The 26,481-nt window shown below is 62.8% G+C and carries 27 protein-coding genes; 12 read left to right on the plus strand and 15 right to left on the minus strand.

Features of this window, described 5'->3' with window-relative positions; translation table 11 throughout:
• Positions 1-10 precede the first annotated feature (10 nt).
• Positions 11-394, minus strand: coding sequence for a hypothetical protein (locus LVE68_RS16450; RefSeq protein WP_232941528.1), 384 nt, complete (start codon positions 392-394; stop codon positions 11-13).
• Positions 395-824: 430 nt separating this feature from the next.
• Between LVE68_RS16450 and LVE68_RS16455 the strand changes: the two genes are divergently transcribed.
• From LVE68_RS16455 to LVE68_RS16470, 4 genes are read left to right on the plus strand one after another with little or no spacing between them, the layout of a single operon-like run.
• Positions 825-1,643, plus strand: a complete 819-nt coding sequence (locus LVE68_RS16455) for a hypothetical protein (RefSeq protein WP_232941529.1) — start codon at positions 825-827, stop codon at positions 1,641-1,643.
• Positions 1,644-1,660: 17 nt separating this feature from the next.
• Positions 1,661-2,689 (plus strand): substrate-binding domain-containing protein, encoded by a 1,029-nt coding sequence (locus tag LVE68_RS16460; RefSeq protein ID WP_232941530.1) that lies wholly within the window; start codon positions 1,661-1,663, stop codon positions 2,687-2,689.
• Complete coding sequence (locus tag LVE68_RS16465; protein ID WP_232941531.1) at positions 2,686-4,233, plus strand: ABC transporter permease; 1,548 nt, start codon at positions 2,686-2,688, stop codon at positions 4,231-4,233. The genes LVE68_RS16460 and LVE68_RS16465 overlap by 4 nt, the downstream gene beginning before the upstream one ends.
• 23 nt (positions 4,234-4,256) lie before the next feature.
• Entirely contained in the window at positions 4,257-5,246 is a 990-nt protein-coding gene (locus LVE68_RS16470; RefSeq protein WP_232941532.1) for an ABC transporter ATP-binding protein, read from the plus strand.
• A 493-nt stretch (positions 5,247-5,739) separates the two neighbouring features.
• On the opposite strand, the gene LVE68_RS16475 is transcribed toward LVE68_RS16470, so the two are convergent.
• The 8 genes from LVE68_RS16475 to LVE68_RS16510 form a co-directional block, all read right to left on the minus strand.
• On the minus strand, positions 5,740-6,771 hold the full coding sequence (locus LVE68_RS16475; RefSeq protein WP_232941533.1) for an OmpA family protein: 1,032 nt from the start codon (positions 6,769-6,771) through the stop codon (positions 5,740-5,742).
• Positions 6,772-7,055: 284 nt separating this feature from the next.
• Positions 7,056-7,829 (minus strand): TrmH family RNA methyltransferase, encoded by a 774-nt coding sequence (locus LVE68_RS16480; protein ID WP_232941534.1) that lies wholly within the window; start codon positions 7,827-7,829, stop codon positions 7,056-7,058.
• Positions 7,826-8,710: a Rossmann-like and DUF2520 domain-containing protein gene (locus LVE68_RS16485; protein WP_232941535.1), complete on the minus strand. Its 885-nt coding sequence runs from the start codon at positions 8,708-8,710 to the stop codon at positions 7,826-7,828. The genes LVE68_RS16480 and LVE68_RS16485 overlap by 4 nt, the downstream gene beginning before the upstream one ends.
• Positions 8,710-9,468: a pyridoxine 5'-phosphate synthase gene (locus LVE68_RS16490; protein ID WP_232941536.1), complete on the minus strand. Its 759-nt coding sequence runs from the start codon at positions 9,466-9,468 to the stop codon at positions 8,710-8,712. Before LVE68_RS16490 ends, LVE68_RS16485 begins: the two co-directional genes overlap by 1 nt.
• Positions 9,469-9,471: 3 nt before the next feature.
• On the minus strand, positions 9,472-10,062 hold the full coding sequence (locus tag LVE68_RS16495; protein WP_232941537.1) for a peptidylprolyl isomerase: 591 nt from the start codon (positions 10,060-10,062) through the stop codon (positions 9,472-9,474).
• Positions 10,063-10,119: 57 nt separating this feature from the next.
• Positions 10,120-10,806 carry a TIGR04211 family SH3 domain-containing protein gene (locus tag LVE68_RS16500; RefSeq protein ID WP_232941538.1) on the minus strand — a complete coding sequence of 229 codons (687 nt, stop codon included), beginning with the start codon at positions 10,804-10,806 and terminating at the stop codon, positions 10,120-10,122.
• A 62-nt stretch (positions 10,807-10,868) separates the two neighbouring features.
• The gene (locus LVE68_RS16505) at positions 10,869-11,168 is read right to left on the minus strand and encodes a YciI family protein (RefSeq protein ID WP_232941539.1); all 300 of its coding nucleotides are present in this window, start codon (positions 11,166-11,168) and stop codon (positions 10,869-10,871) included.
• A 43-nt stretch (positions 11,169-11,211) separates the two neighbouring features.
• Entirely contained in the window at positions 11,212-11,958 is a 747-nt protein-coding gene (locus LVE68_RS16510) for a VC0807 family protein (RefSeq protein WP_232941540.1), read from the minus strand.
• A gap of 271 nt (positions 11,959-12,229) precedes the next feature.
• On the opposite strand from LVE68_RS16510, the gene LVE68_RS16515 reads away from it, so the two are divergent.
• The 5 genes from LVE68_RS16515 (at position 12,230) to rluB (ending at position 17,092) form a co-directional block, all read left to right on the plus strand.
• Positions 12,230-13,123, plus strand: a complete 894-nt coding sequence (locus tag LVE68_RS16515; RefSeq protein WP_232941541.1) for a PHP domain-containing protein — start codon at positions 12,230-12,232, stop codon at positions 13,121-13,123.
• 32 nt (positions 13,124-13,155) lie between these two features.
• Positions 13,156-13,779: an L-threonylcarbamoyladenylate synthase gene (locus LVE68_RS16520; RefSeq protein ID WP_232941542.1), complete on the plus strand. Its 624-nt coding sequence runs from the start codon at positions 13,156-13,158 to the stop codon at positions 13,777-13,779.
• A 135-nt stretch (positions 13,780-13,914) separates the two neighbouring features.
• Positions 13,915-14,850 (plus strand): segregation and condensation protein A, encoded by a 936-nt coding sequence (locus tag LVE68_RS16525; protein WP_233006734.1) that lies wholly within the window; start codon positions 13,915-13,917, stop codon positions 14,848-14,850.
• A 107-nt stretch (positions 14,851-14,957) separates the two neighbouring features.
• Positions 14,958-16,217 (plus strand): SMC-Scp complex subunit ScpB, encoded by a 1,260-nt coding sequence (scpB, locus tag LVE68_RS16530; RefSeq protein WP_232941543.1) that lies wholly within the window; start codon positions 14,958-14,960, stop codon positions 16,215-16,217.
• Positions 16,214-17,092 (plus strand): 23S rRNA pseudouridine(2605) synthase RluB, encoded by an 879-nt coding sequence (gene rluB / locus LVE68_RS16535; RefSeq protein ID WP_232941544.1) that lies wholly within the window; start codon positions 16,214-16,216, stop codon positions 17,090-17,092. The genes scpB and rluB overlap by 4 nt, the downstream gene beginning before the upstream one ends.
• 77 nt (positions 17,093-17,169) lie before the next feature.
• On the opposite strand, the gene LVE68_RS16540 is transcribed toward rluB, so the two are convergent.
• The 3 genes from LVE68_RS16540 to LVE68_RS16550 all read right to left on the minus strand — a co-directional run bounded on the left by LVE68_RS16540 (position 17,170) and on the right by LVE68_RS16550 (position 20,050).
• Positions 17,170-17,880, minus strand: coding sequence for an SRPBCC family protein (locus LVE68_RS16540; RefSeq protein ID WP_232941545.1), 711 nt, complete (start codon positions 17,878-17,880; stop codon positions 17,170-17,172).
• A 92-nt stretch (positions 17,881-17,972) separates the two neighbouring features.
• Positions 17,973-19,346 (minus strand): ATP-binding protein, encoded by a 1,374-nt coding sequence (locus LVE68_RS16545; RefSeq protein ID WP_232941546.1) that lies wholly within the window; start codon positions 19,344-19,346, stop codon positions 17,973-17,975.
• The gene (locus LVE68_RS16550; protein WP_232941547.1) at positions 19,346-20,050 is read right to left on the minus strand and encodes a response regulator transcription factor; all 705 of its coding nucleotides are present in this window, start codon (positions 20,048-20,050) and stop codon (positions 19,346-19,348) included. Before LVE68_RS16550 ends, LVE68_RS16545 begins: the two co-directional genes overlap by 1 nt.
• A 183-nt stretch (positions 20,051-20,233) precedes the next feature.
• On the opposite strand from LVE68_RS16550, the gene LVE68_RS16555 reads away from it, so the two are divergent.
• From LVE68_RS16555 to LVE68_RS16565, 3 genes are all read left to right on the plus strand, one after another.
• Positions 20,234-20,710, plus strand: a complete 477-nt coding sequence (locus tag LVE68_RS16555; protein ID WP_232941548.1) for a Spy/CpxP family protein refolding chaperone — start codon at positions 20,234-20,236, stop codon at positions 20,708-20,710.
• Positions 20,711-20,965: 255 nt separating this feature from the next.
• The gene (locus tag LVE68_RS16560; protein ID WP_232941549.1) at positions 20,966-21,517 is read left to right on the plus strand and encodes a flavodoxin; all 552 of its coding nucleotides are present in this window, start codon (positions 20,966-20,968) and stop codon (positions 21,515-21,517) included.
• 7 nt (positions 21,518-21,524) lie between these two features.
• Positions 21,525-21,896: a hypothetical protein gene (locus LVE68_RS16565; protein WP_232941550.1), complete on the plus strand. Its 372-nt coding sequence runs from the start codon at positions 21,525-21,527 to the stop codon at positions 21,894-21,896.
• A gap of 22 nt (positions 21,897-21,918) precedes the next feature.
• Here LVE68_RS16565 and LVE68_RS16570 read toward each other — a convergent pair whose 3' ends face one another.
• The 3 genes from LVE68_RS16570 to LVE68_RS16580 all read right to left on the minus strand — a co-directional run bounded on the left by LVE68_RS16570 (position 21,919) and on the right by LVE68_RS16580 (position 26,471).
• A complete protein-coding gene (locus tag LVE68_RS16570; RefSeq protein ID WP_232941551.1) occupies positions 21,919-23,871 on the minus strand; it encodes an alpha/beta hydrolase family protein in 1,953 nt (650 codons plus the stop codon).
• Between the two features lie 94 nt (positions 23,872-23,965).
• Positions 23,966-25,099: a succinyl-diaminopimelate desuccinylase gene (gene dapE / locus LVE68_RS16575; protein ID WP_232941552.1), complete on the minus strand. Its 1,134-nt coding sequence runs from the start codon at positions 25,097-25,099 to the stop codon at positions 23,966-23,968.
• Between the two features lie 88 nt (positions 25,100-25,187).
• Complete coding sequence (locus LVE68_RS16580; RefSeq protein ID WP_255701144.1) at positions 25,188-26,471, minus strand: MFS transporter; 1,284 nt, start codon at positions 26,469-26,471, stop codon at positions 25,188-25,190.
• Positions 26,472-26,481: the final 10 nt, after the last annotated feature.

Below are 26,481 nucleotides of genomic sequence, written 5' to 3' on the forward strand. Positions count from 1 at the left end.
GCCGCGGATCCTACTGGTTGGCTGCTTTAAAGCTTTTCACTGCCTGGTTGAACTGGTTGCCGACATTGTGCATGGCGTCCACGGTGGCATTGTGCTCCTGAACCCGCGCTTCGCTCTCGGCTTGTAGCTGCCGGGCTGCCTCGCTGTCCGGTTCGACCCCGGATTCTTTCGCTGTGGCCAGCGCCGCCTTGTTTTCCTGCTCCAGGCATTTCAGGTACGCATCGCCCTCCTGCAGGTACTGCTTGACCGCCTTCTGGCCCTGCAGCATGGATTCCTGGCTGGCTGTGCTGCCATCGGGGATTTCCGGCAACTGGGGTTTATCGCAATCGGCGAATGCGCTGCCGGCGATGAACAAGGCGGTTGCCGCGATGAGAGATTGCTGGAATAGGCGCATGAAAAAAGCTCCTGTTGCAGAGTGTTGGTTCACGGGGCAGGTTCTGGGCGGCGCCGTGCCCGTCCCGGCGGAAGGCTGTCGCCTCCGGGCTGCGGGCAGGCCCCTCAAGATCTGACCGCCGTTCTTATCGGAGACCCAATGAGAGCATCGCAGGGGGGGCGGGTGCAAACCGGATCGGTCCGGGTGGGCACTGAGTCCCGGGATCCCCCTCCTGGCCAGCCTGCATCTGACGGGAGCGACAGGCGGCGGAATGAAACCTTACCGCAATGTGGGCGGCATACCGGAAGTGGTGCCACCTGAGCCTCTGGAGTCGCTGGGCAAGCTGCCACATGGCCGGCGCGCGTTGTGTAATGGTGCTTTATCTCTTCTTTGATAATGAGTATCATTTCCTGAGAGTCACAGAGTGGAAAACTGGAAATTGGGAGTTTCTATGCAGCCTTTATCTGGAGTGCGGAAGTATCGTGGACTGGGCCTGGCACTGGCCTTTTTGACCATGCTGGCCACCAGCCAGGCATCCGCCAACGGTGAGATCGGGGCGCACGTCAACAACCTGAAAGAACACCTGGACCAGTACACCGAAGAAGTGAGCTGGCTGGTGGGCAAGTTCGGGGGCGTCGTCGATACCTATGAGAAGCAGGGGAAGGAGGCCGCGCACTCGGACTCGATGATCGAGTACTGGGAGGAAGTGGATTTCCACGCGGCTATTGAAACCCACTATGTGCCTGTTTATGCCAAAATCTGGCAGGGAATTTTCGGCGTCAAACAGGCGATTGATAACGGCGCATCGATAGCCAAAGTGCGCGAGGAGCAGGCGAAGCTGGACCGGGCTTTGTGGCAGGCGCTGGGTGCTGTGAAGCTGGCGGCCCAGTACCAGCAGAAAGGCTTGCTGGCAAAAGTACAGACCACCGCAGCTGAGCCAACCACCGCGCCGGAAACGTTGGAAGACATCAAGCATCGCCTGGACCGTGTGGTGGCCAAGTACGCCGAGCAGCTCCCGGAGGCCGCAACCACGATCGTCCACGATACCTACCTGCAGCGTTTCGAGGGCGTTGAGGGAGCCCTGATCGAACAGGACGCCGACCTGGTCGAGGACCTGGAGAAAGATTTCAATGTGACCCTGCCCAAGGCGCTGGAGGGGCAAGCCTCTGTCGATGACGTGCGCAAGGTAGTTGAAGCCATGCAGGCCAAGCTGGACCGGGCCAAGGCCCTGCTGGTAAAAGCCGAAAACAATCGCAAGGATGTCTTCTGAGGCAGTAAGGACACCAAGTGCAGCGCAGAACCTTTTTACAGAGCCTGGCCGCGGCCGGCGCGCTCGGTACCTTGCCCCTGGCGGCCAGTGCCGTGGCGAATGGTGGAGTCTCCGTGGAGCAGCTGCCGCCGCTGGAAGGGGATATTACCCTCTACCTGGGCCGCGGTGAGGGGGGGCTCTACGAGAACGTCCTCGATGCCATCCGCAAGCGTAACCCCGGGCTGGACCTGAAGGTGCGACGGGGCTCCACCGCGGCCCTGGCCAACTCGATCGTGGCGGAGGCCAAAGCCGGGGTGCGCCGGGCCGATATTTTCTGGGCGGTGGATTCCGGTGCGATCGGCCTGGTGACGGAGGCTGGCCTGGCGCGGACACTGCCAGCGGACCTGACCGGGCAACTGAAAGCCGGGTTCCAGTATCCGCAGTGGGCGCCGGTCACCGGTCGTATTCGTACCCTCCCGTATAACACCAAGCGACTCAGCCCCGGGCAGATTCCCGACAGTATCATGGCGCTGGCAGACAGCGACCTTTCCATTGGCTGGGCGCCCGCCTATGCCTCTTTCCAGTCGTTCGTGACCGCCATGCGCCTGCTGGAAGGGGAAAGGGCCACCGCCGACTGGTTGCGCGCTGTCAGCAAGCACGCAAAGGGTTACGCCGGAGAGCTGGGCGTGGTCATGGCGGTCGAGCGGGGCGAGGTGGACCTGGGGTTCGCCAACCACTATTACACCCTGCGACTGAAATCCGGCAAGCCCGATGCCAATGTCGACCTGGCGTTTACCCGCAATGATGCCGGCTGCCTGGTCAATGCCTCCGGGATCATGGCGTTGAGCGAAGGGGACCTGCCGATCAATTTCATCCGCTACCTGCTGACCCGGGAAGTACAGTCTTACCTGGCGTCGGAGGCCTACGAGGTTCCCCTGGTCGATGGCGTGGCGCCGCCGCGGGGGCTGCCGTCCCTGGATACGATTTCGCCACCGAAAATTGACCTGACCCAGCTGGCCGATATGCGCCCGACGCTCGACCTGATGCGTAGTGTCGGGGTGCTATGACCCGCTGGCTCCCTGTCCGCTGGCCAACCGTGCGCTGGCCGGTGTCCTACCCACTGGCGCTGGTGATAGCGCTGCTGGCGCTCGCGCCGGTGGGTGTCCTGTTCGGGCTGGCGTCTGACAGTGCGCAGCTGTTTGATGCCCACAACCTGAGGGTCCTGAGCAATACGCTGCTGTTGATGGTGTTTACGGTGCTCGGGTCGATAGTGATCGGTGTGCCACTGGCCCTTGTCACTGCCTATATGCATCTGCGCTGGCGGCGGCTGTGGCTGATCCTGCTGGCAGCGCCACTGGCCATTCCCAGTTATATCGGTGCCTTTACCCTCTACGCCGCCTTTGGTCCCGGGGGGGAAATCGACAGGTTGCTGGGGCTGCCGATGCCGGCCGTGGACGGACTGGCGGGCGCTACCCTGGTGATGACCCTTTATTCCTACCCTTTCGTGATGCTCACCACCCGGGCTTCCCTGTTGAGCCTGGACGCCAGCCTGGTAAACGCTGCCCGCACCCTGGGCATGTCGCTCGGCGCCAGTCTCTGGAGGGTGGTGCTGCCGCGGGCGATTACCGGCATTGCTGCCGGCGCACTGCTGGTGGCCCTGTATACCCTGTCGGACTTTGGTACGCCGGCGATCATGCGCCTGGATACCTTTACCCGGGTTATTTTTGTCGAGTACAACGCTTTCGGCCTGAGCCAGGCGGCAATGCTGTCGCTGCAGCTACTGGTTATTGTTGGCCTGGTGCTGTTCCTGGAATCCCGCATCCGCGGAAGTGTGGAAAAGCCGGGCCGGCACCTGCTGTTATGGCCCGGTCCGGGAATGAAGCTGGGGATTGTGCTGGCGGCTGCACCGGTGACTCTGCTGGCCATTGTCCTGCCGCTCGCGGTTTTCGGGAGCTGGCTGGTGCGCGAGGGGACGGGTGGCTTTGAATTCAGTTACGCCTGGAACTCTGCCCGCGCGTCCTTCCTGGCTGCACTGGTTGCAGTGATACTGGCAGTACCGGTCGCCCATGCAGCCATTGCCGGAAAGGCAGGGCGCTTGATGGAGCGCGTTACCTATTTTGGTTTCGGGGTGCCGGGTATTGTGATGGGGACGGCACTGGTTTACGTGGGCCTGCGATTGCCCTTCCTCTACCAGACCCTGGGCCTGCTGGTGCTTGCCTATGTGCTGCGCTTCCTGCCGCTGGCAGTCGGCTCGGTCCGTTCCACCGCCGAGGGGCTGGACCCGAGCCTGGTGCAGGCGGCGCGGCTGCTTGGTGCCAGTCCGCGGGAAGCCTTCCAGCGCATCACCCTGCCGCTGACGGTACGCGGCATGGTGGCCGGCGCGGCCCTGGTTTTCCTCGAGGCGATGCGCGAGCTCCCGGCAACACTGATGCTGGGTCCCACCGGGTTTGAAACCCTGGCCACCTATTTGTGGCGGGTGTACGAGGCGGGGTACTTTGGCCGGGCAGCCATTCCCGGCCTGCTGCTGGTGCTGATTTCGGCACTGGGGCTGGCCCTGATGTTGTCCGGCGAGCGCCGGACAGAATTCGCAACTGAGACTCATCAAGGATAATGCTGAAGGTTAGCAATCTGTCCGTGAATTACGGCTCCACCCGTGTGGTGGATAACCTGGACCTGGCGCTGGCGGACGACGAAGTCCTGATGCTGGTGGGCCCCACCGGCTGTGGCAAAACCACTATCCTGCAGGCCCTGGCGGGCCTGGTGCCTATTTCCGGGGGGGAAATCCAGTTGGGGCACTGGCGCTCGACCCCTTCGAAAGCGGTGCCGCCGGAGAAGCGCAATGTGGGAATGGTGTTCCAGGACTTCGCGCTGTTTCCCCACCTCACGGTCGAGCAAAATGTGTGTTTCCGTCTCAGGGACACGGCGAAGGCGGACCACTGGCTGCAGCTGCTGGGGCTTGACGATTTTCGCCACGCGCGGCCGAACAGGTTATCCGGTGGCCAGAAGCAGCGTGTTGCCCTGGCCCGCAGCCTCGCTCACGAGCCCGCTTTTATCCTGCTGGATGAGCCGCTGTCCAACCTGGATGCCGCCCTCAAGGACAGCCTGCGCTGGGAGATCCGCGAGGCGTTGAAGGCGGCCGGTGTGCCGGCCATCTGGGTGACCCATGACCAGGAAGAGGCCCTGTCGGTGGGCGATCGTGTGGGGATCCTGAAAGATGGCAGGCTGGAGCAGCTGGATACCCCGGAAAAGTGTTATGCCGAGCCGGCCAGCCGCTTTGTGGCGCGCTTCCTCGGCGAGGCGAGCTTCCTGCCTGGGCGCCTGCAGGGCGAGCAGGTGGCGACCGTGCTTGGTCCCGCGCCAGGTGTCCCGATCAATGGTGCCAGTGGCGATGTGGACCTGCTGTTGCGGCCGGATGACCTGTCGCTTACCCCCATGGAGACGGGTAACGGTGTGATCGACTGGGTGCGCTATGAGGGCTCATCCCGGCTTTACGCGGTGAATATCGACGGCGGCGCGCAGCTCAAGGTGCGTGTCAATCACGAGGTCCGGGCCCAGCCCGGGGAACCTGTGCATATGGCCATTACCACCACGCATCCCCTGGCGGTGTTCCCTCGGCAGCAGTAAGTGTGCACGGGGCCGGCAGGCCCCCGTGGGCCACGACATCCTCCAGGTGGGCTTCCTGCTGTCACGCCGGTTTTGCACATGCCCCGGGGCCTGAATCCCTGGCGCCCAGCTGACAGTTGGGTTTGACGTGCCATTCCCGACTGCCAGAAATGATTTCCACAGCGAAATCAAGTCCTCCCTGGCACTTCAGTTAGATAGTTTTTTTGTCAAGACCGATTTACAGCACCTTGTAACTTATTGATTTATATGGCTTTCTGCCTTTGATTAAATTTTCTTCACAAATGCGTTACAACGGTTTCATGGGGGCTGGCGGGATTTTCCCGGGTGCTATGCACAGAGATATCCACAGATTCTGTGGACTGCGTAGACCCCGGGACAGGATTTGTCCAGTAGGCGCTGGTACCTGGTCGTGAAGGGCGACTATTGCGGACAGGAATGTTGATAAAAGCGGTAGCCGCCGCGCCGGACCCGCACGGCGCGGCGTGGACAGGGATCAGCGGAAGCGCATCTCCACGCGGCGATTCTGCGCGCGACCGGCTTCCGTGTCATTCGGCGCCACCGGCTGCTGCTCGCCGTAACCGTTGGCCGAAATACGGCCGGCATCAATGCCGTTACTGATCAGGAACGCTCGTACTGCATTGGCGCGCTTCTGGGACAGTCGCAGGTTGTAGTTGTCATTGCCCAGGCTGTCGGTGTGCCCGGCAATTTCCACCGCAGATCCGGGCTGGCTGCGCAGCGCCCGGACCGCTGACTGCAGGTCATTGCGTGCAGCCGGGGTGAGCCGGTCGGAATTGAATTCGAAACGCACGTCCTCAAGGGTGATGGTCTGGTTGGCGATCACGCAGCCATCACTATCCACCTGCGCGCCGGGCAGGGTATCGGGGCAGCGATCATCGCGGTCGAGCACACCATCGCCATCCGAGTCTGCCATGTTGACCTCAACCGGGCCGCGTTCGGGGGGCGGCGGGGCCATGGCGATGGTGGGCGGTGGCGGGCAGCGCAGCGGTATGCTGATGCCAAATCCCAGTTGCCAGTCGTCCCGGCCGTTCTTGAAAAAGTCGTGGACGTAGCGCACTTCTGCCCGCAAGCGGATACCGCGGCGGGATATTTCCCCGGTGGTGATGCCGGCAGCCAGGTTCGCAAAGCCGTCTGTATCATCGTCGACGTCGGGAATCACATCGTTGCGCGCAACGCCGACACCGGCGAGCAGGTAGGGGGTGTAGGCCTGCCGGTCACCGAAGTGGTACGACACATCAAAACCCACGCCGTAGTTGTAAAAGTCGGTGAACTCGTTGTCGGTCTCAAAAATTGCGCCGAAAACCTGTACCTCGTTGTACCAGGGCCCCTCGTAGCCCCAGCCATAGGCGGCACGGAGTCCCAGTGCGTCGGGATCTGTATTGCGCTCGCTGTCGACTCGGGAGAAATAAGGCAGCAGGTCCAGGTAGCCGTCGTCGGGGCCAGCGGCGCCCGCGGGCAGGCTGGCGGCGATGGCCAGGGACAATAGCAGGGGGCGTGAAATCTGCATCGGTGACTTCCTTGTTGGAATTATTGGCGTCGTTTCGCGGTGTGCATATTTTCGGCAATATTTTCCCTGCCGCACCGCGCCTCTGAGTTATTTAGTCCAGACGCGTCAGTTATCCAAGAAATTGGCGCAGGACTGATCGTTTTGAATGAGAAAAGCGCTGCGGGGGGCCGTGGGGAGGCTTTGGGATAGGAAGTGGGCCTGGGAGAGGATCGTGACAATAAATCGCCGGCCCCCCCCCATGCCGACGGTTGCGGAATGGCGGGACCGGTCCGGGCCTGGTACGACTAGTGCAGCTGGCGGCGGAAACTGATCAGGGCCGCGGTGACAGCCACGTTGAGGCTCTCGACATCATTGTGCATTGGAATCCGGATGCTGTCGGTGCACTGCTTCGCCACCTGGTCGCTGACGCCATGGGTCTCGTTGCCCAGTACAAAAATATTCGCCTGCCCATCGCCGATGCCGGCGAGGGTCTCGCTGGCGTGGGAGGAGAGCCCATAAATTCGTGCACCCTGATCGCGGAAGCTTGCCAGGGTGGGAGCCAGTTCATCACAGCGTAACAGGCGTGTCTTGAACAGGGTGCCGGTGCTGGCCTTGATAACCAGGGGATCGACCTGCGCGCAGCCCTTGCGTGGCAGGATAATGCCGTCGATCCCCCCCGCGCAGGCAGAGCGGATGATCATGCCCAGGTTCTGCGGGTTGGTAATGCCGTCGAGGGCAAGCAGTTCATAGCGATCTCCCGGTCCCCGCTGCAGGAATTCCGTGGCGCTGCCGTACAGTGGCGGAGCCAGGTCGAGTGCCACGCCCTGGTCCTGGCGGGCGTTCCGGGAAATGCGCGACAGGGCCTTGCGATCGTGGTGAGCCACCTCGATCTTGCGTTCAGTGGCGAGCTGCTCGATACGGGCCATTACCGGGTCGCGCCGGTTGCTCACGGCCAGGTGCAGCTTATGAACCGGCAGGGAGAAATCTTCCAGTGCTTCCAGCACGGGCTTGCGGCCGTAAATCGTCAGCAGGCTGTCGTAGAAGGCGCGTTTGCGCAGGTATTCCGGCGAGTCGTTCAAGGGCCTTGCTCACTCAGCAGTTGTTCCAGTTGGTTGGCGGTATCGCGATCGAGTTCGCGGCGCCGGGCAAGTTCCACACAGGCGCGCCCGAGCTGCCGATAGCATTGTTGCAGCACCGGATCTGTGGCTGGCAGCGCATCCAGGTGGGATTGCACCGTGTCGATATCGCCGCGGGCGATGGGGCCCGTGAGGGCGGCTTCCGGGCCCAGCCGCAGGTTATTGGCCAGGGTCTGCGTAGCGATCGGCCCCAGCATCTCGAGTGCCCGCTGCCGGTCGATTCCGGCCTGCTCATAGGCCCGCAGGCTCAGGTCGAGCAGGGCGGTGAGATAGTTGCACCCCAGCACCGAGGCGGCGTGGTACAGGGACTTGTCAGCGCCGGCCAGTGACAGTGGCTGGCAGTCCAGCGCGATGAATGCCTCGCGCAGCAGCGCCAGGGCTGACTCGTCGCCCTCCAGGGCGACCGTACTCCCGCCCAGCGTCTGCAGTGACCGGGCCGGGTCGGCAAAACTGTGGACAGGGTGGGCACTGGCAAGTGCTGCCGGGCGGCAGGGGGTAAGGGTTGTGGCATCCAGGGCGCCACTGCAATGAAATACCACAGTGTTGCGAGCCCGCCCGGATGCACCCAGTTCCCGGGCCACAGCGGCGATCTGGCTGTCACCGGTCGCCACCAGCCAACAGTCTGCCGCCGGCATGGCCTCGATGGTACTGAACGCCTCGGGTATTTCTCCCGCAGCGCCGGCACCGATAAAAAACGCCGCAGCTTCGCTGCTGGACGGGCTGCGATTGCAGACGGCGCGCACCCGGAAAAAACCCTGCTGCTGCCACAGGCGGCCCAGGGTGCGGCCCAGGTTGCCGGCGCCGACGATATTCAGCGTTTGCATCAGTTGCCGGCGAGACAGTTCAGGTAAGCGTTCACCGCATTGCCCAGGCCCATGGCGATGGCGTCCACCGTCAGCGCATGGCCGATGGAGACTTCCTGCAGGCCGGGCAGGTTGCGGTAACGCGGCAGGTTGATCAGGTTCAGGTCGTGCCCGGCGTTGACCCCCAGCCCCTGCTGCAGGGCGTGCTCGGCGGCAGCGCAGTGGGCGGCGAAAATGCTGTCGAGTTCCGGGCTCTGGCTGGCCACAGCCTCTGCGTACGGGCCGGTGTAAAGCTCGATACGATCCGCGCCCACTTCACGGGCCAGGCCGATCTGCTCCGGATCCGGGTCCATAAACAGGCTGACGCGGATGTTGGCGGCCTTCAGCTGGGCAATGATCGGTTCCAGCCGCTCGCCATCGCGGCGCAGGTCAAAACCGTGGTCGGAGGTCAGCTGGTCGTTGCTGTCGGGGACCAGGGTGCACTGGTCCGGGCGGGTCTCCAGCACCAGCGGCAGCAGGCCCGGGTAGTCCGCAAGGGGCTCGGCAAAGGGATTGCCCTCGACATTGAATTCAACACCCTCCAGCGGCCGGCAGAGCTCGGCCAGGTCGCGCACATCGCCGGGGCGGATATGGCGCTGGTCCGGGCGCGGGTGCACGGTCAGGCCCTGGGCGCCGGCATCCAGGCACACACGGCCGTGGGCGACCACATCCGGGTAGTTGCCCTCGCGGGAGTTGCGGATCAGGGCGATCTTGTTGAGGTTTACACTGAGGTCGATCACCGGTTACTCCTGGTTCTTGCTGGCGACGGTGCTGTCCTTGACGCGCTGCGCCTCGAGAATGCGCACAGGTGTATTGGGCGCGTCGGGGAAGGCGCGATAGAGGCCGCGGGGTTCCTCGCCGATCCTGTCGACCACTTCCATCCCGCTGACGACCTTGCCGAAAACCGTATAGCCGGGTTTGTCTTCGCTGCCGTCGAGTCGGGTGTTGTCCCCGTAGTTGATAAAAAACTGCGAGGTCGCACTGTCGGGATCGTCAGTGCGTGCCATGGAGAGGGTGCCGCGGATGTTCTGCAGCCCGTTGTCAGACTCGTTCACCACCGGATCACGGGTCTCTTTTTCCTGGAAGTCGAAGGTATGCCCGCCTGTCTGGGCCATGAAACCGGGAATTACACGGTGGAAAATCACGCCGTCATAGAAGCCGCTGTCCACGTACTGGAGAAAGTTCTCTACGGTGGCGGGGGCCTTGTCGGCATAGAGTTCGACCCGGACGGTGCCCAGGTCGGTCTTGATGTCTACCTGTGGCCGGTCATCCTCGGCAAATGCCGTGGTGGCGAGCAGGGCGGCGAGCAGGGCGGAGGCAATTGTCTTTATCATTGGAACCAACTCCTTGGCTATAGGCGGGTGCCCGGGGGCTACCCGCCGGGGGTCAGGTCAGTTCGCCCACTCGGAACGGCGCCGGCGGGGGCGCAGGTGCGGGGCGATCATCGCCAGAATAGCACCCAGGCCGACCGACATGGCGCCATACATATACCATTTATGGCTTTCACTGCCCGACAGGCGCTGGATCTCGGCTTCCGCCATGGCCTGTTCCTGTTTCAGCAGCTCATGCTGGTTGAGCAGCTTCTGGTGGCGCTGGTTCAGGGCGACGGCATCGGCGGAAAGCTTCTTCAGGTCCTTGAGCTCTTTTGCCAGCTGTGCCGACCGGGCTTCCTGTTTCTCCAGGGCGGTCTCCAGCTCCTGGTTCTCACCTTCCAGGCGACGCACCTCGCCACCCAGGTTGCCTTCCATCTTCTCAAACCGCTCCAGGTTGGCCTGGGCACGCTGCAGCTTGATGGAGGCTACCGGATCGGTCACCAGGTACTGGCGACGCACCCAGCCCTCTTCGCCGCCGGGAGTGCGCACCCGGGCCCAGCCGGCATCCGGCGCGTCTTCCAGCAGCGTCAGCTTGGTGCCGCTGGGCAGGCCGCTGTTGAGGATGCGGAATTCATTGCCCTTGCCGGAACGCAGGGGCACGTGCAGCTGGTCAGTGATATAGCGGGTACCGCCACTCTGGGCGGAAGCGGGCAGGGTAGTGGCGAGCAGGGCCACGGCGAGCAGGCTGGTCAAGGATTTCATCATTTTGATACAGCTGTTTTTATCGTTGCGTGAATGGAAACGGTTGAATCGGTCAGTTGGTTTGCTCAGGGCAGCACAAGCTTGTATGGCTTGACCGCTACGGAGGCGTATACCCCGGCGGTGACAAAAGGGTCGGCTTCAGCCCAGGCGCGGGCGTCCTCCAGCGAGGGAAATTCTGCGACCACCAGGCTGCCGGTAAAGCCGGCTTCGCCCGGGTCCTCGCTGTCCACCGCCGGGCAGGGGCCGGCGATCAGCAGGCGGCCCTCGTCTTTAAGGCGATTGAGTCGCGCCAGGTGCTCGGGACGCGCACTCTTGCGCTTTTCCAGGCTGTTCTCCACATCTTCGCTAATGATTGCGTACCACATGAATGTGCTCTTCTGTCCGGTGAAAATTATTGGAATTTATGGTTCATTGCTGGGCAACAATGTCTTCCAGCTTCAGGCCGGTCAGCTTGCCGATCCGGCGAAACAGGAAAAACAGCGCCAGCATCAGGATTACAGTGGCCGGCAGGGCGATCACCGGAAAGCTCAGGGCCGTCATCTTGCCCAGCTCGGCATTGAACGCCTCGGTTCCCGGCGGGCTCTGCAACAGCACCTTGGCCAGGATGTAATTGAGTGTCGACGACACGAAGAATGAGCCGGCGATCATCCAGGACGCCTGCTGCAATGTCTTCTCGAATGCAGCCTCATTGCCGTTATCGGCAAGCGCCGCGGCCACCCGGGAGGTGTCGAGGATGCGCTCGTTGTACAGCAGCGTCCTGACCAGGGGCCAGGGAGTATACAGTGAGGCGACAGTGGCGATGCCCAGCAGCCCGGGGATGGCCGCCTCCTTGATGGCAATGTACTTGGCGTCGAGCTCCAGCAGGCTGATACCGCCAGTCAGTACGATACTGATGACGCCGAGCGCCGAGAAAAAGTTGACCTTGCCCGAGCGCATCAGGTCCCGTGCGCCGTAGGCAAGCGGGAATGCCAGGGCCACCACGATTGCCCATTTGGTGCCCAGCCAGTCATCCCCGGACAGCTTGGTCAGGATCAAGGTGGGGATGACTATATTCAGCAGCAGGTTGGCGAGCAGGCTTTCGCGCTGGGGCTGCTGTTGCGCCCCGGCGCTGCGCTCGCGGGTAGCGGCTGAACTGGTCGGATTGGTTTCGGTCATGCTCGGTTCCGGTGATAATGCCACGACAGTCGGGTGCAGGTCCTGCGCACGAAAAGGCCTGTCGACCGGCCGTACCGCCTCGCGGCGATACAATGAATGATGCACGGGTCCCTCCTGCGGGACCACCAAGTCGCTTTGCCAGCCCCGGCTGGAGGGGGCTGTGACTGGGCGCGACTGAATTAAATATGACAACAGGATCGGCCAGAGGTTCCGCTGCGGGCGACCCTGCGCCGGCGCAATCGAGCCGGGGTGAGTTCCCCGGGAGGTCCCAATGGTAACAACATATGACGATCCTGCCGCCCGGGCGCTGTCGGGTCGCGTGGACCTGCACTGCCACAGCACGGCGTCGGACGGTATTTTAAGTCCTGAGGCGCTGGTGTCGAGGGCGAAATCCCACGGAGTGTCGCTCCTGGCGCTCACCGACCACGACACGCTGGCCGGGCTGGCCGCCGCTCGCGCCGCGGGGGCTGCAGAGGGGGTGTCGATATTGCCCGGCATCGAGCTGACTGCCAGCTGGGGACGCCGCCAGGTACATATTGTCGGCCTCAATGTCGACCCGGCGTCCGCGGCGCTGGCAAGCGCCATCCGGGAGCGGGAGCGGCTGCGCCGTGAGCGCGCCGCCCGTATTGCAGCCTGCCTCGAGAAGCGCGGTTTCAGTGGGGCCCTCGAGGGGGCCCGGGAAGTGGCCGCTGAAGGCGTTCTGGGGCGCCCACATTTCGCCCGCTGGCTGGTGAATGCAGGCCATGTGGATAGTGAGCAGCAGGCGTTCAAGCGTTACCTGGGAGCCGGCAAGGCCGGTGACGTGATGGTCGAGTGGCCTTCACTGGAAGAGACTGTGGGGTCGATCCGTGCCAGCGGAGGTACTGCAGTGCTGGCACACCCGCTCAAGTACGGGCTCACCCGCACGCGCCTGGCGCTGTTGCTGGAGGCCTTCCAGGCCTGTGGTGGCGAGGCCGCGGAGTTGCTGTGCGGGCGACAGAACCCGGTGCAGACCACTGACCTGCGGCGCCTGATGGAGCGCCATGCCCCGCAGTTGCGCTGCTCCCTCGGCAGTGACTTCCACCGTCCCGACCAGCCCTGGCGGGAGCTGGGCTGTGTTCACTTGCCGGCGGACGTCGAGCCAGTGTGGAATCTATGGCAAACTAGCGCGGGAGAGCGGGCCTGAGGCCCGTTGCAGCATTGTCAAAGGGGGGAGTAGTGGCGCAGTTTTTCCAGATCCATCCGGAGAATCCACAGGGGCGGCTGGTCAGCCAGGCCGCCGATATTGTCGCGGCCGGGGGCGTGATTGTGTTCCCGACCGACTCGGCGTATGCCATTGGTTGCCGGTTGGGGGAGAAGCTGGCAGTGGAACGTATCCGCGCGTTGCGGCAACTGGATAAACGGCATAACTTCACCCTGATGTGCCGGGACCTGTCGGAACTGGCCAGTTACGCCAAGGTGGACAACCAGATGTTCCGGCTGCTGAAAAACCACACGCCCGGCCCGTACACTTTTATCATGCCGGCCACCGCCGAGGTTCCCCGCCGGTTGATGCACCCGAAGCGCAAGACTATCGGTATGCGGGTTCCGGAAAATGCCATCGTGCAGGCCCTGCTGGAGCGCCTGGGCGAGCCGCTGATGAGCTGTAGCCTGATCATGCCCGGTGATACCCAGCCCCTGACGGACCCATACGATATCCGCGACACCCTCGAGCACCAGGTGGAGCTGGTGATCGACGGTGGCTTCTGCGGACTGGAGGCTACCACGGTGGTGGACCTGACCGGGGATGAGCCGGAACTGGTGCGGCAGGGCTGTGGCCCGGTAGACGAGATTTTCGGTTAACGGAGCCGGTGCAGGCCGCCTTAGCAATGTATAATCCCGCGTTTGCGTTTTTGAAGGGTGGGCAGTGTGTCCAGTGAAGAGTTACTAGCCGAGGCCGAGGAGCAGGTGCTGGCCGAGATTGCCGGGGCTGAAACCGTGGTTGAGGACGGCACCGACGATGACGGCAGTGCCGACGGAGAGACCGGTGCCCATGGCGAAACCCACCCGCGCCAGGACGAAATGCCCTTTGCTATGGTGCAGGGCCAGGCTTTTACCGACCTGCCATCCGACCTGTACATTCCCCCGGATGCCCTGGAAGTGATCCTCGAGGCCTTCGAGGGGCCGCTGGACCTGCTGCTGTACCTGATCCGTCGCCAGAACCTGGATATCCTCGAGATCAATGTCGCCGATATCACGCGGCAGTACATGGCGTATGTGGATATGATGACCGCCATACGCTTTGAGCTGGCGGCGGAATACCTGGTGATGGCGGCCATGCTGGCCGAGATCAAGTCGCGCATGCTGCTGCCGCGGCCACCGGCGGCCGAGGAAGAGGAGGGGGAGGATCCCCGCGCAGCCCTGATCCGGCGGCTGCAGGAGTACGAGCGCTTCAAGACCGCTGCAGAGGATATCGACGAAATGCCCCGCATGGACCGCGATATCCACCAGGCTGCCGCGCAGGCACCGGACCGCAATATCACCCGTCCGGACCCGGATGTGGACCTCAAGGAGGTGATGGTGGCGCTGGCCGAGGTGCTGCGGCGGGCGGACATGTTCGAGAGCCACCAGGTGGAGCGGGAGAAACTGTCCACCCGCGAGCGGATGACCCAGGTGCTGGACCGGATCCGCCACGGCCAGTTTGTGCCTTTTGTCAGCCTGTTTACCGTGGAGGAGGGGCGCCTCGGCGTGGTGGTGACTTTCCTGGCGGTTATGGAGCTGATGAAAGAATCACTGGTCGAGCTGGTGCAGAATGAGTCCTTTGGCCCCATTCATGTCCGCGCGGCCGGCCAGGAGCCGGACCAGGTGACCGAGCCCGCGGACGAGGCACCGGAGATGGCCGGCGAAGAGGCCTTTGCCGGAGCGCTGGACTGAAGAGCCCCGGCCGCTAACCAGCGCGCACAGTAACGCTGACAATACAGACCCAGACATTGGCAGGCCCGCGCCAGGAGCGCGGGCCGGTTGGACCCAGAGAACGAGAGATGACCATCGCCCCCGAATTGCTGCGCCGTATCGTTGAGGGCGCCCTGCTGGCAGCGGGACAACCGCTGAACGAAGACAAGCTGCTGTCCCTGATTGACGAGGGCGAGCGGCCCGAGAAAAGTGAGTTGCGCCAGGTCCTGCAGGACATTGCCGACAGTGGTGCCGAGCGCGGTTTTGAGCTGCGCCAGGTGGCCAGTGGATGGCGTTTCCAGGTGCCGGAAGACCTGGCCCCATGGGTAAACCGCCTGTGGGAAGAAAAACCGCAGAAATACTCGCGCGCCATTCTCGAGACCCTGGCGATCATCGCCTATCGCCAGCCGATCACCCGCGGCGATATCGAGGAGATCCGCGGTGTGGCGGTAAGCTCCCATATCGTCAAGACACTGACAGAGCGCGGCTGGATCAAGGTGGTGGGGCAGCGCGATGTGCCCGGCAAGCCCTCCCTCTACGCCACCACGCGGGAGTTCCTGGACTACTTTAACCTGCGCAGCCTCGACGACCTGCCCACCCTGGCGGAGATCCGCGATATCGAGAGCCTCAACCAGTCGCTCGACCTGGGTGACGGTACACCCGTCAAACAGGCTGGTGGCGAGCCCGGCGTGGAAGCCGAGTCCGCTGAGGGCGAGGTTGCCGACAGCGCGATCGAGGCTGAAACTGCGGCCGGGGAAGAGACCGCGACAGAAGCCACCGAAGCCGGTGTGGATGCTACCGACCTCGATGGCGTGGATCCCGGGAGGGTGAACGTTGAGGGTGAGGAATCCGTTGAAGCAGATGGCGGGGCCGACAGCGGGAATGCGGCTGATCCCGCAGAGAATGATGCTGAACCCGTTGTGGTCGCCGGGGAAAATCCCGCGGGCACGATCGACGACATTGTCGGTGAGGATGGGCCCGATGTGGATGTGAGGCCGGCCAGCATGGAAGATGCTGCCGCCGGGCATGGGCTGGATGAGAACGATGAGACGGTCGGGGAGACGGTCGGCGTCGACGAGGATGCACCCGCAGTGGCCGGGAGTGACGATACTGTCGATGAAGGCATGCCCGAAAGCGCTGGAACCGGTATCGAAACTGTGGCCGATACTGGAACTGCCGCCGCGGAGGAAACCTCCGGCGGGGCGCCCGGGGCAGATGGCCAGTCCATCGCCGCTTCCCTGCCAGCCAGCGCGCTGTTTGGTGGCACTGTGGATGCCGAGCAAGCGGAAGAAGAGCCCGGTGAGGGCGAATCGCAGGAAACTGCGCAACCGGAAAATACGAATACATGAGTGAAGGTACCGCGCCTGCGGGCGAAAAACTGCAGAAAGTCCTGGCACGCGCCGGACAGGGATCGCGGCGCGAGATGGAGCGAGCCATCGAGGCCGGCCGCGTCACAGTCAACGGGCAGGTGGCGAAGCTTGGCGAGCGGGTTAGCGATGAGGACCGGATTGAACTCGATGGTAAGCGTGTGGGACTCCAGGAGGAGGAGCGGTGCCGGGTAATCCTCTACAACAAACCGGTAGGGGAAATCTGCTCACGGCATGACCCGGAGGGGCGACCTACCGTCTACGATCGACTGCCGCGCCTGCGTTCCGGGCGCTGGATTTCCGTTGGTCGCCTGGATTTCAATACCAGCGGCCTGTTGTTGTTTACCAACAGCGGCGAGCTGGCACATCGGTTGATGCACCCCTCGTCGGTGATCGACCGGGAGTACCTGGTGCGCATCCAGGGTCATGTGGACGATGAAATGAAAGAGCGCCTGCGCACCGGCGTATTGCTGGATGATGGTGTGGCCCGCTTTACCGATATCGTGGAGAGCGGCGGTGAGGGGAATAATCGCTGGTTTTACTGCGTGGTGATGGAGGGGCGCAACCGTGAGGTGCGGCGCCTGTGGGAGTCCCAGGGCGTGCGGGTAAGCCGTCTCAAGCGAGTCCGCTATGGCAATGTATTTATTCCGTCCCAGGTGCGTGTTGGCCAGTGGATCGAGATGGAGCCGGCGGATATCGATGATCTCTGTGTTACTGCGGGATTACCCAAGCTGGGCCAGCGCCCGTTGACCCAGGCGGAAAAGCAGAGCCTGCAGCGACAGCGCCGCAAGCTGCGCAAGCCGCCGGCACAACGGCGCCAGCCGGGCAGGGCCGCGAAGCCCGGGAGCAAGGACTGAACTGTTTGCCCGGTTACCCTTGACGTAATAAAAAAGCCCACATGTGTGGGCTTTTTTTCTGCCCTGGCATTCCTGCCTCAGCGACCGTGGCGGTTTTCCTCCACTGCCTCCTCACTCTCTTCCTGGATAATTTCCGTCTCCATATCCCCGTCCATATCGCCCGGGTCGACTTCCATGCCGGAGTCGGGCCCGGACTCGGGCGTGAGGGCCTCGTCCGAACCGCTGTCGACCTCCGCCTCGCTCCCGGCTGCGGCCTCCGGGGTATCGGCAGATGACTCGATATAGTTTTTGAGCTTGTTGAGGCCGCGCTCGTAGGATTCGCCCACCATATTCTTCACGACCAGGCCCATCCAGCGGGCAATGGGGCCGCTGCCCATATCACTGTTGAAGTTCCAGGTCACGTTGGTACCACTGCCCTGTGGTTCCAGCTGCAATTCGGCCATGGCGGTACCCTGGGCGCCGAAGTCCAGGTGGGTGCGCACCATGGAGTTGGTCTGGCTGTCGATAATGGTCTGGCTGCCGCGGCCCACATTGGGGTTTTCGCTGCTCCAGGACATCTTGTTGCCGACGCCCTCACCGGGGCCGCTGTAGATGTAGTCGGTGGTCGGGTCGATGGAATACCACGGCGACCAGTTATTGAAGTTGCGCAGGTTATTCAGCGTCGGGAATATCGCTGCCGGTGGCTTGTTGATATAGACACTGCGTTCGACGGTGACTTCACGGGGGAACAGGAAGCCGGCCAGGACCAGCAACACGAGCAGTCCAATGATGTAGAGAATCCAGCGCATAGCGGGGCCTTTTTCAATTATCGGTTTTCTTCGCGGAGTTTAGCGCCTCGCCGGCCACAGGCCAACGTGTACACGACCGCCGCGTGAACTGGCTACATATCGAACGCGACCAGCGGCAGCATCACTTCCACGCAAAGCCCGCCGCCAGCGGCATTACTGGCGGAGATTTTTCCGCCGTGTTGCTGGATGGTGCGCTGGGCAATCGCAAGGCCCAGGCCGACGCCACCGCTTTCGCGGGTGCGGGCGGTATCGGTGCGGTAGAAGGGCCGGAAAATGGCCGTGAGTTCTTCTTCCGGGACGCCCCTGCCACTGTCCTGCACGCGGATACGGCAGGTCTCGCCGGTGACCTGCACTGTGGCGATTACGCGACTGTCCCGGGGGCTGTACTTGATTCCATTGCGCAGGATATTCTCCAGCGCTGCGGTCAGGCTGCTGCCCCGGGTGGCCACGAGCAGCTCGCCCCCGGAGGGGGTGAGCTCGATGGCAATGCCTTTCTGTTCTGCCTCGTGGCGCAGGTCCTCCTTGAGTGCACTGAGCAGGCCGTTGATCTCCACCACATCGTCCAGCTTGCGCTCTTCGCCACCTGCCACCGGCAGCGAGAGAATATCGGCGATGATTTCCTCCAGGTAATCCGCTGCCTTGCCGATCTTCTCGAGCTCCGGGTCCAGGCCGCGGGTATCCTTCTGCCGGGCGATACCCAGCGCGACCTGCAGGCGCGCCAGCGGCGAGCGTAGCTCGTGGGAGACATCCTTGATCAACCTGCGCTGCTCGGCCATTGATTCCTGTACCTGGGCGGTCATGGAATCAAAGTCCCGTGCCAGGTCCGCCAGTTCGTCGCCGCGTTTTTCCAGGGCGGGGGATACCCGGTAGTCCAGTTCACCGGCGGCGACCCGCCTGGTGGCGGTGCGCAACTTGTCCAGGGGACGGCTCAGGTACCGCGCCAGCCAGTAGCAGACGGCACCGGAGGCGAGCATCGACAGCAGCAGGATGGGCCAGAAGTTGCGCCACAGGAACAGTAACAGGAGTTCCTGCTTGCTCTTGCCGGCGATAAACGCCACGCGCAGGCCACCGCGCTCGCGCAGGGGAATAAAGAACCCCACCGTGGGTTTGTTCTCCACCATCATGCGCAGCTCGCGGTTGCGAAAGTGCAGGTTCTGGAACAGTGGCGCCATATCGGACGGGATCGGGCGCCCGAGGATCTCGGTTCCACCAGGGCCCAGGGCGAATACGCGGTCGCGAAACTCGGGGGGCTGGCGTTCCAGCCAGTGACGGAAGTGCATCGGGCCGTGGCGGCGTGCCCGGCGCATGTTGCGCGTCAGTTCACCCACCATGGCGGAGACTTCCCAGCGGTCTTTCTGCCGGGGGTCGCCAAACTCGCCCATGTGGGTGACGTAGATGGTGGTAACCACCATCACCATGGCAGTCAGCCAGGCGCCGAAAAACATTTTCCAGAACAGGCTGCGCATCAGGCTTCCGCGCTTTCGGTAAGCATGTACCCGGCCCCGCGGATATTGATGATCAGGTCGCGACTGGCGCCGTGCTCCGCCAGCTTCTTGCGGATATTGCTCACGTGGACATCGATGGAGCGATCATAGGGCATCAGCTTGCGGCCCAGTGCACTCTCGGTCAGCGTCTCCTTGTTGACCACTTCCCCGGCACGTTGGACCAGGACTTTCAGCACTGAGAACTCGGCTCCGGTGAGGGACAGGGCGCTCCCGTGCCAGAAGGCCTGGTGCTGTGATGGGCGCAGGCTGAGGGGGCCACTACTCAACTGGTCCTCGTCCGCCGGGCGCTCGGCGCGGCCGCGGCGGAGCACGGCGCGCAGCCGTGCCGCCAGCTCGCGCGGGTTGCAGGGCTTGGGCAGATAGTCGTCCGCGCCCATTTCGAGACCGACGATACGGTCGACGGTGTCTCCCTTGGCGGTAAGCATGAGCACTGGCAGGGACCCCGCTGCACCGCCTTCCTCGCGAAGTTTGCGCAGCAATTCGAAACCGTTGTGCACCGGCAACATGACGTCCAGGACCAGTGCATCGAAGCCTTCGCTGCGGGCCAGCTCCAGCCCGCGACCGCCATCGTTGGCTACGGTTACCCCAAAGCCCTCGCCGGAGAGGTACTCGTCTAGCAGGTCGGTCAGTTCTCGGTCGTCGTCGACCAGCAGGATTCGGTTCATATCGGATTCCATGATCTCAGTGCGGTCATTATATTCATAGCCCGCCCCCGTGGACTGCCGCAGCCGGGGCGTTTTACCGTTCTTAACAGTTGTTTACCCCCCTTTGCCCCCATTTACCCCGTGCGGGCCTACTATGCACCTACCGACACAGAACAACTCACACCAGATTGAGAGGAATCAGTTATGCAGCGGAGCAACTGGAAGAAGTTCGCAGGTAGCCTGGTCCTGGCCTCGGCCGTCGCTGTTCCCGGCATTACGCTGGCGGGTGACCACGGAAATCACCATGGCAAGGGGCATCACCACCAGGAGATGTTTGACCGCATGGCTGACAAGCTGGAGCTTACCGAGGGCCAGAGGGCGCAGCTGGAGGCCAATCGTGAGGCCGGTCGGGAGAAGCGGCGCGAACTCCGCAAGGAGATGCACGAGCTGCGCAGCCAGGTTCGTGAGGCCCTGGATTCGGGGGCAGACCAGGCGACCCTGGACAGCCTGGCGGCAAAACTGGGTGCACTCGAGATCAAGAAGATGCAACAGCGGCACGAGCGCCACGAGCAGTTCCAGGCAATCCTCACTGACGAGCAGAAGGCCAAGCTCGAGCAAATGCATAGTGAGCGCAAGGAGCGCTGGAAGGAGCGTCGCAAGCAGCGCACCGACAGCGAGTAAAGCGCTATCCAATCAGTCAAGTAACCGTCCTGTGCGAAGTGCCGGGCGCGCCCCAACTGCCCGGCCGACGCGCCATCCTTGCCCCCGCCATGCGGGGGTTTTTTATGCCTGGCGGTACGGCCAGGTGACTGTCGGCAGCCGCGCTTGCTGTAGGCAGGTATTGTTGGGAAAATACCGCGCCTCGCCAGGCGGTGCAGCCTGACCATCTGGTCATGGGTGTTCGCATGCGGTGAAAGTCTGTTGATAGGAGTGTTTGTGAGCAAGATCGGCTTGTTTTTTGGCAGTGATGAGGGCAACACCGAGGGTGTGGCCGAGCGTATCCGCGCCCGCCTGGGCGAGGAGCGTGTGGAAGTGCATGATATTGCCGATGTCACGCAGCTTGAAATCGCCGGGTACGAGCAGCTCATTTTCGGTATCCCCACGTGGGACTTCGGCCAGATCCAGTCCGATTGGGAGGAGTTCTGGGAAGATGTCCAGGAGATCGACTTCACCGGTAAGACCGTGGCGCTATTCGGGCTGGGCGACCAGTTTGGCTACGGTGACTATTTCCTCGATGCCATGGGGATGCTGCACGATGTGATCGTTGCCAACGGCGCTGCAATTGTGGGGCACTGGTCGACAGAGGGATACGAATTCGAGGCCTCAAAGGCCGAGATTGAGGGTGAGGGCCGCTTTGTCGGGCTGGGCATCGATGAGGACCAGCAGGAAGAGCTGACCGCGGGCCGCCTGAACCAGTGGTGCCGCCAGATCGCACGGGAATTCGGCCTGCCGGGTGGCGCGGACAGCGTTGCCGCGCTGGATGACTGAGCCCGCCATGCAGACGACACTACCCTTTGACGAGTTCTGGGCATGGCTGGCCGACCACCCCAACTGTATCCTGCGGGCCGGTACCGCCGACTCGGTGGTTTACGATGACGACGATTACCACTGGCGGTTCAGTCGCGAGGATGCGCGCACGCTGCTGGTCCAGGTGGTGCGGGGCAAGCGCCTGGTGGCTGAACTGTTTATCGAGCCGGAGCATGTGAACACCGTGCAGGTGAGCCCTGGCGAAAAGGGCGAATTCAATTTTGACTTGCTGGTAGAGGTGCAGGGGCAGCCACAGGTGGCCTATTACTTTGTCATGACCCACGGCCTGGAAGAGCCGCAGCAACATGTACCCGGTGGTTCGCGCGGACGCCTCCACTGAGGCGCCCGCACCCGGTGCGTAACTAGTCCCTTGCCTTCCGGTTCTTCTCGGTGGCACCCACACCGATGTGCTGGTCGAGGAATGCCAGCAGCTGGCGATACAGTTTCAGGTTGTTCTCTTCGCTGTAAAAGCCGTGTCCCTCATCCGGTACGATCAGGCTTTCCACCTGCCGTCCTTCCTCCTCCAGCCGCTCCAGCAGGGCTTCGGCGTGCTCGACCGGCGCGCGCTCGTCCTGGCCGCCATGGGCAATAAACAGTGGCAGGTCCAGCTCTGCGGTGTTGTGCAGCGGTGAATGGGCCCGCAGGAATGCCTCGTCCTCGCCGAGCTCCTCGGCAAGGTAGGCGATGCCACGGTCCCGCCGCTGTATATCTCCCCGGTCGAACATCATCGCCAGGTCGTAAACGCCCACATAACCTGCTGCGCACTGGTAGAGATCGGGGTAGCGAATGGGGTTCATCATCGCGGAGTAGCCACCAAAGCTGGCGCCAAAGATGCAGATCCGGTCGCCGTCGGCGTAACCCTGTTTCACCGCCCAGCGGGCGGCGTCGGCAATATCCTGCTGGATGTCTTCGCCCCATTCGCGCCGGCCTGCATCAAAGAACGCATCGCCGTAACCTGTGGAGCCGCGGAAGTTGACCTGCAATACCAGGTAGCCATTCTGGGACAGGATCTGCGCCTCGCGATCGTAGCGCCAGTAGTCGCGGGCGTGGGGGCCGCCGTGGGGCATCACCACCATCGGCAGGTTCTCCCCGCGGTCCCGGGGGAAAGTCAGGTAGACGCCGATACGCAGGCCATCCTCGGTGGTAAAGGAGTCCGCCTGCATCGGGTTCAACTGGTCTGGCTGCAGCCATTCGGCCGACGGCAGCAGGAAGTCCGCCTTCCTGGATTCCAGGTTTACCAGGAAGTAATCGCCGGGCAGCCGGTCACCGGACACACGGAGCACGCCCCTGGTGCCGTCTTCGCTGAAGCTGGTGAAGTCGATTCGGTATCCGGCAAAGGCTTTCTTGAGGCCACGGAAGAATGCCGCGAAGCCACCGTTCTCATCGAAGAACTCTGCCTTTGGTTTGCCCGGGTCGAGGTAGATACCCACGGGCCGGCCCGAGCTCGGCTCGTGGATCACCTCGGTGATATCGGTGAATTCGTGACTGTACACCGGGGTGACTTCACCGGTTTCCATCTGCAGCCGCACCAGCTGCTCGGTCTTGCCCGCCCGGTTGATAACCAGGTAGGCAGCGTTTGCCTCGTGATCGAACCCTACCGGTGTGCCGGTTTCCAGCAGCGGGTTCCCGACTTGTTCCCAGCCAACCTCTTTCTTGCGGTACAGCTGGTAATCGCCCGAACGGTTGGTGCCATTGGCAAACAATAATTCGCCGCGGCCATCGGTGAAGGCGCGCCCGCCTACCTGCGGGAGGCCTACAACGCGGTCCTTCACCCCGGAATATATATTGATACGCAGGACTTCGCCGTGGGTCTCCCAGTCCCGGGCCCAGGGATAGGTGGAAACCAGGATTTCCCTGTCGTCATCGGGCAGGGTATCGATCAGGGTTGCGCGTGCCCGGGTGCTTTCTGCCCGCTTTATACGGGAGCCGGCCTGGTTCTCGCCGGCTGCCCAGCCAAAGATATTCTTGCCCCGGGAGCCATCGTAGTTGATTGCATAGAGGGAGCCATAGCTGACAGGCGCCTCCAGGGCGGCCCGCCGGGAAATTACCTCGGCGACCACGCGCTCATCGTTGGCCCAGTAAAAGTCGCCGACCTCTTCCTTGCCGCGAAAGCGCAGGGCGCCGGTCACCTCGAGAGGGGAGAGTGACATAAAAACCAGCACCCGCTCGCCCTCATGCAATTTCTGCACTGCGATATGGCTGCCATCAGGGGAGAGTTTTACCTGCTGGATCTCGGCGTGTTTTACCAGGTCACCAAGGGGCACCCGGGATGCAGCCCAGGTTGGCAGTGACAAAAACAACAGAAAAACCAGCATCAACCGGCGTCCTTGCATAATGGGCTTCCTATTCAGGTATCGGATCCATTATGCAACAGGCCCCGGGCCGGACAAGCCGGCCGGGTGAACTGTGTCACAGCATCAGATTACACAGTATTTCACGGTACATATCCTTAAGGCGATCCAGGTCCTCTGCGCGTACACATTCATCCACCTTGTGAATAGTGGCGTTGACCGGTCCCAGTTCCACCACCTGCGCGCCGGTCGGTGCGATAAAGCGACCGTCCGAGGTGCCGCCGGCGGTGGACAGTTGTGTCTTTTCGCCCGAGACAGACTCGATCGCCGACTGGGCTGCTTCCACCAGCGGGCCGGCAGCAGTCAGGAAAGGTTGGCCGGAGAGCTTGAAGTTGGCCTCGTACCTGAGGCCATGTGAATCGAGAATCGCGCAGGCGCGCTGTTGCAGTTGCTCTGACGTGGTCTCGGTGGAGAAGCGCCAGTTACAGATGACTTTGACTTCGCCGGGGATCACGTTGGTGGCACCGGTACCGCCGTTGATATTGGATACCTGGAAACTGGTGGCCGGAAAAAACTCATTGCCGTTGTCCCACTTTTCCGCAGCCAGCTCCGCCAGTGCCGGGGCCAGCATGTGCACGGGGTTTGCCGCCAGGTGAGGGTAGGCCACATGGCCCTGGGTCCCGAAGACAGTGAGTTCGAGTCCCAGGGAGCCGCGGCGCCCGTTCTTGATCACGTCGCCGACCCGATCGGTGCTGGAGGGCTCCCCCACCAGGCAGCAGTCAATTTTCTCTCCCTGTTCCTGCAGCCACTCGACTACCTTGACGGTACCGTCGGTGGCCGGCCCTTCCTCGTCGCTGGTGATCAGGAAGGCGATGCGTCCATTGTGGTCGGGGTGCGCGGCGATGAACTCTTCGCAGGCGATGACCATTGCCGCCAGCGAGCCTTTCATGTCCGCGGCGCCGCGGCCATAGAGGTAGCCATTTTCAATGACCGGTTCGAACGGAGGGTGTTTCCAGTTGTCCTCGGGGCCGGTGGGTACCACGTCGGTGTGGCCGGCGAAAGCAAATAGCGGTCCCGCGCCGCCGCCGTTGCGCACAGCCCAGAAATTGTCGGTGTCGCCACGGCGGAGGTACGTGGTTGTGAAGCCGATTTTTTCCAGGCGTTCAAGCATCAGCGGCATGCAGCCGGCATCGTCGGGGGTGACGGAACGAAGGCGGATCAGGTCGCTGGCAAGTTTCAGGGTCGGTGTCATGATTCTTCCATAGTGTCTGACGGGGGGCCGGGGCACGAGACTGCCCGCTGGCACCCTAGCTATTTCTCATGCTGTCAGCAAGCTGTTGTTAGCCCGGCCCCGGGGACTCGACGGAAATCCTGGCCGGGTCTTCGGGTAGCGTGGCTGTTGTCTCTATTTCCATAATCGCCCGGACCATTGTGGCGGCGCCTGCGGCGACCAGGCAGGTGACGCCACCGGCCAGGTACCAGAAGCGGACACCCATTACCTCTGCCACAGGTGCTGCCAGCGCGAGTCCAAGGGGGGTCATTGCACCTGCCACGCTTGCCACCAGCGTAAAGATGCGGCCCTGGTAATCGGGCGGAACCGTGGCCTGGAGAATCGCGTGAATGGATCCGTTGACTAAAGACGTGCCTGTGCCAACCAGCAGCATGGAGACCAGGGCCGCAGAAAATATCTCGGCGGGCGCCAGGCCCAGGCTGATCACCGCTATTCCCATCGCGGCGAGCCCGAAAAGTGCGGTAACGATGCGCCGCTCGAATCCACCCCAGATTCCCAGCAGCACGCCCCCGGCGATAGAACCGGCGCCGAAAATCATTTCAAGCCAGCCGAGTTGCAGTGCTGTGCCCTGCAATTCAGAGATGACAAAAAGCGGCAGCAGCACGAACGCGGGCACAGCGACAAGGTTAACGCCGGCGGCCCCGCACAGCAGGTAAAGCTGGCCGCGATGTTTCCCCAGGTACCGGAAGCCCAGGGCCATGTCCCCCAGGAATGAACTGTCTGTGCTCTGGCTCGTAGCCGGCTGTGGAACCCGGATGAAAACGAGGGGCGTGATGGCGACCAGTGCTGTAATGACATCAACCAGCAGGATACTGCTCATTGGCAGGGCCGCCACCAACAGGGCGCCCAGGGGGGCCGAGAGCAGGGGCGCGCCACCCTGCAGGGCCTGGTTGAGGCCCTGGATTCGGCTGAGAAGGGATGCAGGCACCATCAGGGTCGTCGAGCTTGTCATTGCTGCGGAGTGAAAACTGGCCCCGATAGCCCGGAGGCCCAGTGCCACCATGAGGTGGGAGACCCCGATGGCGTCGGTGAAATACAGGTAGGCCAGCCAAGCGGAGACCAGTGCGACGGCGCCGTCGGCGACCAGCATGATGTACTTTCGGTCCCAGCGGTCCACGAAGGTCCCTATGAGAGGGCCGAGCAGGACCTGGGGGAGAAGACCGACAACTGCTGCGGTAGCCAGTGTGGCTGCTGAGCCCGTTTCTGCTGTAAGCCACCAGATCAGGGCAAACTGCACCGCCTGGCTGCCGAGCAATGACAGGGCCTGGCAGCTCCAGAGGAGCCAGAATGGTTTCGCGGGGGGTGTCCTTTTACTCAGGTTGGCGTCTGTCACGGTAACGTCC

Source organism: Microbulbifer sp. YPW16, assembly GCF_021290385.1.
Lineage (GTDB): Bacteria > Pseudomonadota > Gammaproteobacteria > Pseudomonadales > Cellvibrionaceae > Microbulbifer > Microbulbifer zhoushanensis.